Source organism: Ornithinibacillus proteolyticus (assembly GCF_039581225.1).
Classification (GTDB): Bacteria; Bacillota; Bacilli; order Bacillales; family Amphibacillaceae; genus Ornithinibacillus; species Ornithinibacillus massiliensis.
This window is the reverse complement of record NZ_JBCPXV010000008.1, coordinates 39,366-53,070: the sequence shown is the minus strand read 5'-3', so window position 1 is coordinate 53,070 and position 13,705 is coordinate 39,366. Positions and strand designations below refer to the sequence as shown.

12 protein-coding genes and 1 riboswitch are annotated in these 13,705 nt (G+C 37.8%); of the genes, 11 read left to right on the top strand and 1 reads right to left on the bottom strand.

Translation table 11 applies throughout. From position 1 onward, the window contains the following. The first annotated feature begins 4 nt into the window (after positions 1-4). From sufD to AAIB49_RS05855, 6 genes are all read left to right on the top strand, one after another. Positions 5-1,312 (top strand): Fe-S cluster assembly protein SufD, encoded by a 1,308-nt coding sequence (gene sufD / locus AAIB49_RS05880; protein WP_343457477.1) that lies wholly within the window; start codon positions 5-7, stop codon positions 1,310-1,312. Continuing rightward, entirely contained in the window at positions 1,312-2,532 is a 1,221-nt protein-coding gene (locus tag AAIB49_RS05875; protein WP_339214119.1) for a cysteine desulfurase, read from the top strand. The genes sufD and AAIB49_RS05875 overlap by 1 nt, the downstream gene beginning before the upstream one ends. Continuing rightward, positions 2,522-2,956, top strand: a complete 435-nt coding sequence (sufU, locus tag AAIB49_RS05870) for a Fe-S cluster assembly sulfur transfer protein SufU (RefSeq protein ID WP_339214120.1) — start codon at positions 2,522-2,524, stop codon at positions 2,954-2,956. Before AAIB49_RS05875 ends, sufU begins: the two co-directional genes overlap by 11 nt. A 32-nt stretch (positions 2,957-2,988) precedes the next feature. After that, entirely contained in the window at positions 2,989-4,386 is a 1,398-nt protein-coding gene (sufB, locus tag AAIB49_RS05865; RefSeq protein ID WP_186870937.1) for a Fe-S cluster assembly protein SufB, read from the top strand. Between the two features lie 427 nt (positions 4,387-4,813). Beyond that, positions 4,814-5,632 carry a sulfite exporter TauE/SafE family protein gene (locus AAIB49_RS05860; protein WP_339214121.1) on the top strand — a complete coding sequence of 273 codons (819 nt, stop codon included), beginning with the start codon at positions 4,814-4,816 and terminating at the stop codon, positions 5,630-5,632. Between the two features lie 11 nt (positions 5,633-5,643). Continuing rightward, positions 5,644-7,038, top strand: coding sequence for a bifunctional metallophosphatase/5'-nucleotidase (locus AAIB49_RS05855; RefSeq protein WP_339214122.1), 1,395 nt, complete (start codon positions 5,644-5,646; stop codon positions 7,036-7,038). Here AAIB49_RS05855 and AAIB49_RS05850 read toward each other — a convergent pair whose 3' ends face one another. Beyond that, on the bottom strand, positions 7,039-7,482 hold the full coding sequence (locus AAIB49_RS05850; protein ID WP_339214123.1) for a hypothetical protein: 444 nt from the start codon (positions 7,480-7,482) through the stop codon (positions 7,039-7,041). A gap of 94 nt (positions 7,483-7,576) precedes the next feature. On the opposite strand from AAIB49_RS05850, the gene AAIB49_RS05845 reads away from it, so the two are divergent. The 5 genes from AAIB49_RS05845 (at position 7,577) to AAIB49_RS05825 (ending at position 13,704) form a co-directional block, all read left to right on the top strand. Beyond that, the gene (locus AAIB49_RS05845; RefSeq protein WP_339214124.1) at positions 7,577-7,882 is read left to right on the top strand and encodes a YunC family protein; all 306 of its coding nucleotides are present in this window, start codon (positions 7,577-7,579) and stop codon (positions 7,880-7,882) included. A gap of 161 nt (positions 7,883-8,043) precedes the next feature. Next, entirely contained in the window at positions 8,044-9,126 is a 1,083-nt protein-coding gene (locus tag AAIB49_RS05840; protein WP_339214125.1) for an HD-GYP domain-containing protein, read from the top strand. Between the two features lie 58 nt (positions 9,127-9,184). Continuing rightward, positions 9,185-9,964 (top strand): sporulation protein YunB, encoded by a 780-nt coding sequence (yunB, locus tag AAIB49_RS05835; protein WP_339214127.1) that lies wholly within the window; start codon positions 9,185-9,187, stop codon positions 9,962-9,964. Positions 9,965-10,011: 47 nt separating this feature from the next. After that, positions 10,012-10,187: riboswitch (Lysine riboswitch) on the top strand. 137 nt (positions 10,188-10,324) lie between these two features. Further along, positions 10,325-11,860, top strand: a complete 1,536-nt coding sequence (locus tag AAIB49_RS05830) for a Na+/H+ antiporter NhaC family protein (protein ID WP_343457476.1) — start codon at positions 10,325-10,327, stop codon at positions 11,858-11,860. Between the two features lie 311 nt (positions 11,861-12,171). Then, entirely contained in the window at positions 12,172-13,704 is a 1,533-nt protein-coding gene (locus AAIB49_RS05825; RefSeq protein ID WP_343457475.1) for a sodium-dependent transporter, read from the top strand. Position 13,705: the final 1 nt, after the last annotated feature.

Genomic DNA, 13,705 nt, shown 5'->3' with positions numbered 1-13,705 from the left:
TAATATGACTGTAGACACAAAGCTACCTTATGATAAAAGTTATATTGAACAGTTTTCTAGCGAACGTAATGAACCTATATGGATGAAAGAATTACGTGTCAATGCACTAGAACAAGCTGAATCGTTAGAATTACCAAAACCAGATAAAACAAAAATTGGCAATTGGAATTTCACTCGGTTCAAGCATGTTGCTACAGGTGAAACCATTTCTTCATTAACAGAATTACCTGCTGAAATTCAAGATTTCTTTGATGTGGATAACTTACCAGAGAATCTTGTTATTCAACGTAATCATACTGTAGCTTTCGCTAAACTTAATGAAGACTTAATGAATAAAGGTGTTATTTTCACTGATATTTTCACAGCTTTAAAAGAGCATGAGGATTTAGTGAAGCGCTACTACATGAAAGATGCCGTATCCATTGATGAACATAAATTAACTGCTTTACATGCAGCATTAATGAATGGTGGAATCTTTGTATATGTTCCGAAGAACGTACAAATTGAAGAACCACTTCAAGCGGTATTCTGGCAAGAGGATCCAGAAGTAGCACTTGTAAACCATGTACTCGTAGTTGCAGATGAAAATAGTGAAGTAACGTATGTGGAAAACTATATTTCAAATAACAAAGAAGAAGCAACTGTAGCTAATATTGTAACGGAAGTAATTGCGCAAGATAATGCGAAGATTTCTTTCGGTGCGGTGGATAACTTTGCTGCAGGAACCACTACTTATATTAATCGTCGTGGTGTCGCTTACCGTCACGCAACCATCGACTGGGCTCTTGGCCAAATGAACGATGGTAATACTGTATCAGAGAATGTGACACACCTAATTGGTGATGGCTCCGTTTCCAATGCAAATGCTGTAACAGTTGGACGTGGAAAACAGATTCAAAACTTTACTGCAAAAATTGCCCAATGGGGTAAAAATTCGGACGCACAAATCCTGCAACGTGGTGTGATGAAAGAAAGTGCAACTTCCATATTTAATGCAATTGGGAAAATTGAGCACGGTGCATCTGGTGCGAATAATGAGCAAACCTCTCGTGTCCTTATGTTAAGTGAAAAAGCCCGTGGAGATGCTAACCCAATTCTACTTATTGACGAAGATGATGTAACAGCAGGACACGCTGCATCTGTTGGACGTGTTGATCCAATGCAATTGTATTACTTGATGAGCCGTGGTATTACACAAGAAGAAGCAGAGCGTTTAATTATTCATGGATTCTTAGATCCAGTAGTATCTCAATTACCTATTGCTGCCGTTAAGAAGCAATTGAAACAAGTAATTGAAAGGAAAGTTAACTAATGGATGTAAAAGCCATCAGGCAAATGTTTCCGATTCTTGATCAGGAAGTCAATGGCCATCCATTAGTATATCTCGATTCTTCTGCTACTTCTCAAAAGCCCATCTCGGTTATTGAAGCTGTTGAGAAGTATTATCGTTTTGATAATGCTAATGTCCACCGAGGTGTTCATACGCTTGGTTCTCGTGCTACGGATCAATATGAAGGTGCACGTGAGAAGATTCGGCGATTCATTAATGCAAGAAGTACTGGAGAAATTATTTTTAATCGTGGTACTACTACTGGGATTAATTCAGTTGCCTTAAGCTATGGGCGAGCTAACTTAAAACCAGGTGATGAGATTTTAATTACGCCTATGGAGCATCATAGTAATATTATTCCTTGGCAACAAGCAGCAAAAGCTACTGGAGCGACATTATCCTATGTTCCATTACAGGATGATGGTACAGTAGCCTTAGAAGATTATCGTCAATTAATTACGGATAACACGAAGATTGTAGCAATTGCACATGTTTCCAATGTATTGGGTACAATAAACCCAATTAAAGAAATTGCTAAAATTGCGCATGATAAGGGTGCTATTCTAGTAGTAGATGGAGCACAAGGTATTCCACATATGAAAGTGGATGTTCAAGATTTGGACTGTGACTTCTATGCTTTTTCTGGTCATAAAATGCTTGCACCAACTGGTATAGGTGTTCTTTATGGAAAAAGAGAGTTATTAGAAGAAATGGAACCAGTAGAATTTGGTGGCGAAATGATTGATTTTGTTTCCCTCCAAGATTCCACTTGGAAAGAGCTTCCTTGGAAATTCGAAGGTGGTACACCAATCATTGGCGGTGCTATTGGTCTAGCTGCTGCGATTGACTTTTTAGAAGAAGTTGGTATGGATAATATATTAGCACATGAGCAAAAGCTAGCAGATTATGTCATGGACCGATTACGTACTGTTGAAGGAATTAAAGTATATGGACCAGAACATCGAGCTGCTCTTGTAACATTTAATCTTGGAGATGTTCATCCACATGATGTAGCAACTGCATTAGATTCCTTTGGTATTGCTGTTCGAGCGGGACATCATTGTGCCCAACCATTAATGAAGTGGTTAAATGTTACAGCAACTGCAAGAGCAAGCTTTTATCTATATAATACCGAAGATGATGTAGAAAAATTAGTAGACGGACTCTTGAAGACGAAGGAGTTTTTCGGTCATGTCTTTTAACAATTTGGAAACACTGTACAGACAAGTCATCATGGATCATTATAAAAACCCAAGAAACCGAGGAGAACTCGAGGGTGATGCACTAACGGTGGATATGAACAATCCTACTTGTGGAGATCGAATTCAACTTCAGCTTCAAGTAGAAGATGGAATCGTAATGGACGCGAAGTTTCAAGGAGAAGGGTGTTCCATCAGTATGTCCTCTGCATCGATGATGACACAAGCAATTAAAGGAAAGAAAGTATCTGAAGCACTGGCAATGTCTAAGCTCTTTTCTGACATGATGCTTGGGGAAGAAATTGAATCGGATTTGGACTTAGGAGATGCAGAAGCACTTAGCGGAGTCTCACAGTTCCCAGCCCGAATTAAATGCGCAACCTTAGCATGGAAAGCAATGGAAAAAGGAGTTCATGAAAAAGACTAGCTTTACGTACGATACTATAAGGAGGGTTTATAATGGCAAAGAAAGCGCCTGAAATAGAAGAGTATAAATATGGCTTTCGTGATAAAGACGTTTCCATTTTCCGTACAGAACGTGGTTTAACACGAAGAGTCGTGGAAGAAATTTCTAAAATGAAAGAAGAACCTGAATGGATGCTAGATTATCGCCTAAAAGCATTAGAGCATTTCTATGAGCGTCCAATGCCACAATGGGGTGGAGATCTATCAGGACTTGATTTCGATGAGATTGTTTATTATGTAAAGCCATCTGAAAAACAAGGTAGAACTTGGGATGAGGTACCTGCTGAAATCAAGCAAACATTCGACCGTTTAGGTATTCCAGAAGCAGAGCAAAAATACTTGGCAGGGGTTTCTGCTCAATATGAATCAGAGGTTGTATACCATAGCTTAAAAGAAGACTTAGAAGAGTTAGGAATTGTATTTAAAGATACAGATACGGCTCTTAAAGAAAACGAAGAGTTATTTAAGGAGTACTTTGGTACTGTAATTCCTTATTCTGACAATAAATTTGCAGCGTTAAATTCTGCAGTTTGGTCTGGTGGTTCATTTATTTATGTTCCAAAAGGTGTAAAAACAAATACACCACTTCAAGCATATTTCCGTATTAACTCTGAAAATATGGGACAGTTTGAAAGAACATTAATTATCGTGGATGAAGGTGCATCTGTTCATTATGTAGAAGGATGTACAGCTCCAGTGTATACAACAAATTCACTTCATAGTGCGGTTGTTGAAATTATTGTTAAGAAAGATGCGTATTGCCGTTATACAACCATCCAAAACTGGGCAAATAATGTGTATAACCTAGTTACGAAGCGTGCTGTTTGTGACGCTAATGCAACGATGGAATGGATTGATGGTAATATCGGTTCCAAATTAACGATGAAATATCCTGCAGTTCTTCTTAAAGGCGAAGGAGCTCGTGGTAACACGATTTCTATTGCTATTGCAGGTAAAGGGCAAGTACAAGATGCCGGTGCAAAAATGCATCATTTAGCACCAAACACATCTTCTACAATTGTGTCGAAGTCATTCTCTAAGCAAGGTGGTAAAGTATCTTACCGTGGTATCGTTCACTTTGGACGTAAAGCAGATGGTGCGCGTGCGAATATCGAATGTGATACACTTATCCTTGATAATGAATCAACTTCAGATACGATTCCTTACAATGAAATCTTAAATGATAATATCTCACTAGAACACGAAGCAAAAGTTTCTAAAGTATCGGAAGAACAACTATTCTACTTAATGAGTAGAGGTTTAACCGAGGAAGAAGCTACTGAAATGATCGTAATGGGCTTCATTGAACCATTTACAAAAGAACTTCCAATGGAATATGCGGTAGAAATGAACCGTTTAATTAAGTTCGAGATGGAAGGTTCAATCGGTTAATAACAAAGAACCCTTGTCACATCAATGTTTGTGGCAAGGGTTTGTATTGTGTTTTTACATTCCTTTGGGACATATCTTCAATTGGATAGTATTATTACCATTTAAAATAATTAAGGTAGATTAAAATTGACTTTTTTGTTATTCATATTGGTACACCCCTTATATTTATAGAATTGTATATAATAGCATAATATACAAGGTATCAAAAGCATGATATTATTTTTGCGTATAGAAGATGAACGATATAAGTTCGTCTTCTATTTTTCTACATGAAGCTACATGTTCGTAATCATAAGATAATCTGCTGCATCCAAATGCACCTGACCGTCATTCAATCGTTAAGATTTCATTAAATAGTTCGGTAGGAATCTTTACAAAACAATGCTAAAATGAACAGTATAGATAATAAAGGACAGAGGGTTTTAACTTGGTATTTTTAATTTGTATAATAGTTGGCATTTTAACAGCATTTGTTGGTAGTCTAGTTGGGCTTGGTGGTGGTGTAATATTAATCCCAATTCTCATCCTGCTTTACCAGTTTGTACCAGGGTTTGAATGGGCAACACCACAGGCAATAGTTGGTATTTCTTTAATCACAATGATATTTACTTCTTTAGCGTCGACACTTGCTTATTTGAAAGATGGTAGAGTAGATTATAAAACCGGATTACTTTTCTTATTCGGAAGTATTCCAGGTAGTATAGTAGGCTCTTGGCTGAATCAATTTATGGAGACTGAGGCATTTTTATTGTATTTTGGCGTAATAGTGATAGGGATTTCCATGTTGTTTTTTATAAAGCAACAGCCACACAAGAAAACGGTATCAAATGGCAAGAATCAACGGACATTTCATGTTGATGGAAAGGTTTATCACTATACTGTTTCTACTTGGTTTGCTTTTTTCCTTTCTTTAATTGTTGGTACATTGTCTGGATTGTTTGGAATAGGTGGGGGATCGATTATGGTCCCAGCGATGATATTACTATTCGGATTTCCAGTACACATCGCAACAGCTACATCAATGTTTATGATCTTTTTTGTAAGTATTATTGGTGCTACGACACATATTGCTCTCGGGCATATTGTCTGGGAATATGTACTATTCTTCATCCCTGGAGCATGGATTGGTGGCAAGCTGGGGGCTAAGGTAAGCCAAATATTAAAAGGTAAGACATTAGAGTGGATTTTAAGAATAACATTAGTGCTAATTGGTATACGCATGATTATAAATGGGTTAACAGGTTAAGGAGATTTTTTATGCAAGAGAATTTATATTTCTATTACACAAATGACTTACATAGTAATTTTGAACAGTGGCCTAGAGTTGCAACATTTATGAAGGAAGCAAAAGCAAAAAGGGAAAGAAATAACGAATCATATTGGCTAGTGGATATTGGAGATCATGTGGATAGGGTCCATCCGATTTCGGAAGCGTTAATGGGGAAAGGAAATGTATCATTATTAAATGATCTTGGTTATGACTTGGTTACGATCGGTAACAATGAGGGGATAACATTTGGGCATGAGGAGTTGTTTCATCTGTATGATGACGCAACTTTTCCTGTTGTTTGTGCTAATTTAGAGAGTTTACAAAACCAATTACCAGATTGGCTTCAATCCACTGCTATTATAAAAAGCTTACACGGCGTGAGGATAGGTGTAATTGGGCTTACAGCTCCTTTTAATGATTATTATGAGTTATTAGGATGGCATGTTTCTGACCCATATGACGTGTTAGAGAATGTGGTTCATGAGCTGAAAGAAAAGACAGATATAATGGTATTATTGTCACATTTAGGTATTAGTGAGGATCAAGAAATCGCTAGAAGATTTCCGGATATTGATGTCATCATTGGCGGCCATACGCATCATCTGCTCCGTACGGGTGAGGCGGTTAATCAAGCAATAATTACAGCAGCTGGGAAACATTGTCATTTTATCGGTGAGGTAATGTTGACCTGGGATCATGAACAGCAAAAGCTTATTAACAAGCAAGCCCATACAACCGATATTTCGGAATTCTCTATTGATAAAGCTACAAAAAAGTCATTAGATAATCTACAAGCACGAGCAGATGAGATTCTAGATGAAAAAGTGGTTGAACTTACAGAGTCTATAGAAGTTAATTGGTATCAGCAGTCAAAAATTATGCAGCTTCTAACGAATAAAATTAGGAACATAACGGAAGCCGATTGTGCGATGTTTAATACTGGATTATTATTAGAAGGTTTTCCAAAGGGCGAAATAACACTTGGAGATATTCATCGAGTATGCCCGCATCCCATTAATCCTTGTATAGTAGAACTTACTGGTGCTGAACTGCTTGAAGTTGTCCGAGCATCCCTTACAAGAGAGTTTATGGAGTTTCCCTTAAAAGGATTTGGCTTCCGGGGGAAAGTATTAGGAAGAATGGTTTTCTCTGGGGTAGAGGTTGAGACGGACTTTCATCAAAATGGACAGGAATATGTAGTCCAAGTGCTCATGGGAGAGGAACCAGTAGATATTGAACGAAAATTTAGTGTGGTAGTAGCTGACACCTTTACATTTGGTCGATTATTACCTGAAGTTGCGAAATCAGATAAGAAATCCTATATGCTACCAAAGTTTATGAGAGATTATTTAAGAGACACACTTATGGAGCATTTTGGATAGTTAAACCGGGCTAGGGTATGGTGCATCTTGTTCGCGTTTGGGCGCATGAGAACCGAAATCGGGCGCATCTTCTCCGAGCAAGGGAGCAAGTGAATCGGAAAAGGGCACATCTTCCCCACGCAAGGGCGCATGTGTGCAGGGATAGGGCTCATCTACCTTGCGCAAGGTCACATGAGAACCGAAATCGGGCACATCTCCCCCGAACAAGGGCGCATGTACACCGGAAAAGGGCTCAACTACCTCACGCAAGGGCGCATGAGAACCGAAATCGGGTGCATCTCCCCCACGTAAGGTCGCAAGTAAACCGAAAATGGGCACATCTATCCCACGCAAGGGTGCATGAGAACCGAAATCGGGTGCATCTCCCCCGAGCAAGGTCGCAAGTAAACCGAAAATGGGCACATCTATCCCACGCAAGGTCACATGAGAACCGTAATCAGACACATCTCTCCCCATGTCCGCCGAGGATAAAGTCGTGACACATGACCTCCTATTTGCATAGTAATATAGGGAGCATGCAAAGGAGGCGTCATGGATTATGATTACGATTAATCCTCTTGAAGTAAACGGGATTATGTTCACTGCAATTAAGGTGGAACTTCCTAAAACAAATCTGTTAATGATAACCAATGAAATTGGGTATATCATGTGTGGAGCACTGGATGTGGATTTATTAAGTGAAAAATTAAAAGATCGTCAAGTGATTGCTGCGAGAGCGGTAGGAGTACGTACCATTGAAGATTTATTAGAGGCACCTCTTGAAAAAGTTACTGAAGCTTCAAAAGAGCAATTTGGCTGGGAAGTAGGAATGAGTGGAAAAGAGGCCTTGAAACGAATAGCGTAAAATGTCTCCGTTGTGAGGCATTTTTTGTTGGTAAAATATCGAGGAAACCGTAGACAGATGTTCTTTCTTAAGATAGCTTTTTCATAGCAGATTTGATACTATATGGTTATAATAATGTCGAAAAATGCCGCTTTTATCAAAGGCTGGTTAGGAGTACATGAATGAGATTAGTCGCTACAGCATCAGCTCAACCAGGAGATATTCTGGGACAAACGATATATCGTGATAATGGCACCATTTTACTCCATAATGGAGTCCCACTTACAAAGAGGCTTATTGAGCGGTTAGGGCAACAAGGGATTACATATGTTTATATTGAAGATGAGAAAACAAAAGATATTGTAATTGAACCAGTAATATCGGAACGACTTCGGCAGGATGCTACATCTTCCATGAAAAGGCTCTTTGATAGTATTCAAGCACATAAACTAAACAAAAATTCCTCTGTGTTAGATGAAGAGGGAAAGAATCTAACGGATATAATTGGTAGAATTATGGCTGAAATAGATAGTCATGATGAATCGATCACACTGTTAACGGATATATATCTAACGGATGACTATGTTTTCCAACATTCTTTAAATGTTACTATTTATTCCTTAGCAATTGGTGCTGAGTTAAAGTTAAATGCAAAAGAGTTAAGTGAACTTGGTAAAGGGGCAATGCTTCACGATATTGGAAAGGTGTTCATTGATCCTGATATTGTCCAAAAGCCAGAACGACTTACAGATGAAGAGTTTGCTATCATGAAAACCCATACTACGCTCGGGTATGAGCTATTAAGGAAGAATTATAATTATTCCGCTGTTGTAGCACATTGTGCATACCAGCACCATGAAAGAATAGATGGTAGTGGATATCCACGTGGATTAAAAGGCAATGAAATTCATTTGTTTGCCCAAATTATTGGTGCAGCAGATGTCTTTGACGCAGTTACAAGTAATCGGGTATATCGTAAAGCCATGCTTCCTCATGAGGGGCTTGAGCTTCTATATAGTAGTGCTATTAATCAATTTGATATTCGAATTATTGAGGCTTTCAAAAACAGTGTGGCTGTTTATCCTAATGGAATTTCAGTTGAATTAAATGATAAACGACAAGGTGTTGTCGTTCATCAGAACAAACATATTTGTGATCGACCTATCATTAGAATTTTGAAAGAAGAGGAACGAGAGGTTGAACCATATATGATTGATTTATCAAAACAATTGAATATCATGATTACGAAATGTAATCTAATCTAAAAATTTAGTCCTACCCTCCTTAGAACAAGCATAGAATTTGTACTGAGGAGGTATTTTTATGAGAAGGCATCGAATCGGTTTTAAAGGTGGAAGAACAACACCTCCATCGCGATATATATTAATGATTTCATTTATATTAGTTATTGTGATAACGTATTTTAGCTTAGAATTTATAGATAAGAAAATAACCCCGACCATCATGGAAGTTGCCGAGACAAAAACAAGGGAATTTGCCACTAGAGGTATTAATTCTGCAGTTAAGTTTGCGGAAGAATATACGTTTGAAGATGTAGCGATAACAGAAACAAATGAGGCTGGTTATATATCGATAGTTGGTTGGGATTCCTCTGTTGTTAATAAAATCAATCGAGCAGCAACTGACCGTGTGGAAGAGTTTTTTCATAGTATGAATCGAGGAACTCCTCCCCAATATAGCGACCCTCTTGGAGAACCAGACGTGTATGGGGATACGGTGGAAGAACTTGTTGACCGTGATCCGACCGTAATCGAAATACCAATAGGCCAAGCAACTGGGAATTCTATATTAGCTAATTTAGGTCCAAGATTACCGGTAAATTTAGAGCTAGTAGGTAGTGTTGAGACAGAATTAATAGAGGAAAAAGAACAATTAGGGATTAATAATGTCTTTGTTTCACTCTATGTTCAGGTAGAGGCAGATGTCCAAATTGTTATACCATTTACAACGGAAGTGACAAAAGTAAGTACTAGAATATTGATTGACAAAAACTTAGTAATGGGTGAAGTACCAGAATTTTTTGGAGGTACAAGTGGGAATCCATCTATCGCAGTTCCGAAAGAAGACTTGCAAGATGATTAAAATCATAGTATAGTATATTCATAATTTCATAATAAACCTTATCAGATCGGTGAGGTAGAGGTGCGAACAAGATGAGTAATCAATAGGAGAATGACAACGATGATTATTGATGAAAGGCTCGTTTGCCGAAGCGTAATAAGGGTCGAACTTATTATTGCTGGGGTGTCTTTGAATAAGAGGCACACTGTCATGCTGGAAATGGGCATGGAGAACTACAGATCGAAATGGAGGATAACGTATATGCATAAGCAATGATAGGTTATTTTCTATCATTGCTTTTTTGTGTAGAAAAAGAAATTTTGACAAGCGTATCTCCATGGTCACACAGCACATACTAATTACATCAATGGAGGTAGTAATATGGAAGGAACAATTTATTCTCTTATTCCCGCAATTATTATGCTTGTTTTAGTTTTATTAACAAGAAAGGTACTCTTGTCATTAGGAGTAGGAATTGCAGTAGGTGCATTATTGATTCACGATTTTTATGTGTGGGGTAGTATAAAGGAAATCTGGGGTGCATTTTATGGGATATTCATCTCAGATGGAGCACTTAATACTGGCGGCCTTCAGTTAATCGGATTCTTACTTTTATTAGGAATGATGACTGCTTTACTGCAAGCGTCAGGAGGCAGCAGAGCCTTCGGTAATTGGATGGTGGCTAGAATTAAGACACGAAGAGGGGCACAGCTTATGGCTCCGATTTTAGGTATTATTATATTTATCGATGATTATTTTAATGCCTTAGCTGTAGGACAGATTGCAAGACCTTTAACAGATAGACATAATATTTCACGTGCAAAGCTAGCATACTATATCGATTCAACTTCAGCACCAATCACGGTTATATCACCGATTTCTAGCTGGGGAGCTTATCTCATTGGAGTTGTTGGTGGATTAGTAGTAATGACAGGATTACAGCCATTAGAGGCATTTATAAGAATGATTCCATATAATCTCTATGCAATTGGCGCATTATTACTTGTTTTTATAACGGCCTTCTTTAACTTAAATATTGGACCAATGAAAAAGCATGAAAATCATGCCATAACAACTGGTGAAGTTATTCCTAAAGGAAAAACTGTTCCAGGAGATTTAACGAATGCATTCAAGCCAAGTGCAAAGGGAAGCGTTTATCATTTAATAATTCCGATCATTGTTTTATTAATTACGACGATAAGCTCCATGATAATCACTGGAGCAAGAGCAAGTGGTGACACGGTCACAATACTTTCTATTTTTGAGAATACGAATGTTAACTTCTCCTTATTTATTGGTGGTATTGCTGCAGTACTCGTTGCCTGTCTATTATATTTAGGGCAGGGAAAACAAGAGACGAAGACGGGGATTGTATTAGTAGAAGGTATTAAAGCAATGCTTCCAGCTATCTATATTCTATTATTAGCGTGGATGATTGGTTCGATTATTTCTACTTTAGAAACAGGTGAATATCTAGCAGCAGTAGCTGAAAATGCTAATATTAGTCCTAGTATTTTACCAGTCATTTTCTTTGTTATTTCAGGTCTGATGGCGTTGTCCACTGGTACTTCTTGGGGAACATTCGGAATTATGCTGCCAATCGCCGCTAATGTCATGGCAATTGCAGATCCGGAGTTAATTATCCCATCATTAGCTGCAGTGCTGGCTGGGGCAGTATTTGGAGATCATGTTTCACCAATATCGGATACAACGGTTCTTTCTTCAACTGGAGCAGGCGCTAATCATATTGATCACGTGATTACGCAACTACCATACGCATGTATTGTAGCGGTCGCTTCCATTATCGGTTATATCTTAATTGGGGTAACAGGTAGTCTTTTAGTAGGACTATTAGCTACGATTGGTATCATTATTCTAATAGGATTAATCGTCTATACACTTAATAAGAAGCAGTAAGTATAATGTAATCGAGAAATAATCTAGAGTTTAACACTATCTTTAATAATGTCACATGGTAGATTTACTCTACCTTGTGGTGTTATTTACGGTAGAGTTAAACTCTTTTTTTATCCATAAATTCCCAAATTTTCAATAAACAAAAAATTTAAAAAATACTTTGACATAAGTAAAAAGTACCGTTATAATACAGACAAGTTCAGTAATTTCAGAAAACTAACACAACTGAAATGGCTAGAATAGCTATTCACCTGACTTATTAACACTTTACATAGTGTAATGAGAAAAAAATAACATGAGGAGGTCTTTGAATGGAAACACGTTCTCAATGGGGGACAAGAGCTGGGTTTATTTTGGCTGCAGTTGGATCTGCTATTGGTCTAGGAAACATTTGGCGTTTTCCTGCTGTAGCCTATGAAAATGGTGGAGGAGCTTTCTTAATCCCTTACTTGTTTGCGTTATTAACTGCGGGGATTCCAATCCTTATTATGGAATTTACAATTGGTCATAAACACCGTGGATCTGCTCCATTATCGTTTAGAAGAATGAATAAGAAAACAGAATTTATTGGTTGGTGGGCAGTCTTAGTTGCCTTTGTAATCTCCACATACTACTCAGTTATTATTGCCTGGGCAATGTCTTATTCGGTATTCTCTTTCAATTTAAATTGGGGGGAGGATACAGGTGGATTCTTAATGGAAGAATACCTACAGCGTACGGTTGCACCTGGTGAAATAGGTAGTATGGTTCCTGGTGTATTAATTCCATTACTACTTGTTTGGGTAATCACATTAGGAATTCTTTTTAAAGGTGTTAAAAAAGGTATTGAAATTGCTAACCGTATTTTTATTCCAGCATTGATTGTTATTTTTCTAATTATCGTTATTCGGGCAATTACTCTACCTGGTGCTTTAGATGGATTAGAAGCGTTCTTTACACCAGATTTTAGTAAGATTATGAGTGCAGATGTATGGGTAGCGGCCTATGGGCAAATCTTTTTTAGTTTATCGATAGCCTTTGCGATTATGATTACCTATTCCAGTTATTTACCAAAGAAATCAGATATAACGAATAATGCATTTATTACAGGATTTGGTAACTCTAGTTTTGAAATTCTTGCTGGTATTGGTGTATTTGGAGTACTTGGATTTATGGCAGCACAACAAGGAGTTGGAGTGGATGAGGTAGTATCGGCTGGAATTGGGTTAGCGTTTGTTGTATTTCCTGAAATTATCAACCAATTCCCTGGACTGAATTCGCTTTTTGGATTCTTATTCTTTGCATCACTTGTATTAGCAGGCTTATCATCATTAATCTCCATTACCGAAACTTATGTAGCTGGATTAGTTGATAAATTTAAAATATCAAGAACGAAAGCAGTGGCATTTGGTGGTGGATTAGCAGCACTGATTTCCCTTCTATTTGCTACACAAGGTGGGCTATATTTCCTAGACGCTGCAGATTACTTTATTAATCAATTTGGTGTTGCTTTAATAGGATTAGTAGAAGTAGTGTTAATTGCATGGATTCTAAGACAACTGAAAGGCTTAAAAGAACATGCGAACGAAATTTCTGACATAAAGCTGGGCTCTTGGTGGACGATAAGTCTAACTATTATTACGCCATTAGTATTAGGTTTTATGATGGTTAGGTTATTAAAGCAGAATTTATTAAAGGAATTTAATACTCCTACTGGTAACTATGAGGGGTTCTCCGATGCATTCATCCTTTGGGGTGGTTGGGCCGTAGCAATTGGAGCATTAGTAATTGGTATTATACTGGCCGTAACAAAGTGGAAAAAGCCCTCAGTAGAAGATGAATCTCTCAAAAAGGAGGCACAATAAG

Excerpts from the sequence above, each read along its gene's own strand:
- sufD (WP_343457477.1), top strand. The coding sequence starts at position 5 with ATGACTGTAGACACAAAGCTACCTTATGATAAAAGTTATATTGAACAG.
- AAIB49_RS05855 (WP_339214122.1), top strand. The coding sequence starts at position 5,644 with ATGCAAGAGAATTTATATTTCTATTACACAAATGACTTACATAGTAAT.
- sufB (WP_186870937.1), top strand. The coding sequence starts at position 2,989 with ATGGCAAAGAAAGCGCCTGAAATAGAAGAGTATAAATATGGCTTTCGT.
- sufU (WP_339214120.1), top strand. The coding sequence starts at position 2,522 with ATGTCTTTTAACAATTTGGAAACACTGTACAGACAAGTCATCATGGAT.
- AAIB49_RS05825 (WP_343457475.1), top strand. The coding sequence starts at position 12,172 with ATGGAAACACGTTCTCAATGGGGGACAAGAGCTGGGTTTATTTTGGCT.
- AAIB49_RS05845 (WP_339214124.1), top strand. The coding sequence starts at position 7,577 with ATGATTACGATTAATCCTCTTGAAGTAAACGGGATTATGTTCACTGCA.
- yunB (WP_339214127.1), top strand. The coding sequence starts at position 9,185 with ATGAGAAGGCATCGAATCGGTTTTAAAGGTGGAAGAACAACACCTCCA.
- AAIB49_RS05830 (WP_343457476.1), top strand. The coding sequence starts at position 10,325 with ATGGAAGGAACAATTTATTCTCTTATTCCCGCAATTATTATGCTTGTT.
- AAIB49_RS05840 (WP_339214125.1), top strand. The coding sequence starts at position 8,044 with ATGAGATTAGTCGCTACAGCATCAGCTCAACCAGGAGATATTCTGGGA.
- AAIB49_RS05875 (WP_339214119.1), top strand. The coding sequence starts at position 1,312 with ATGGATGTAAAAGCCATCAGGCAAATGTTTCCGATTCTTGATCAGGAA.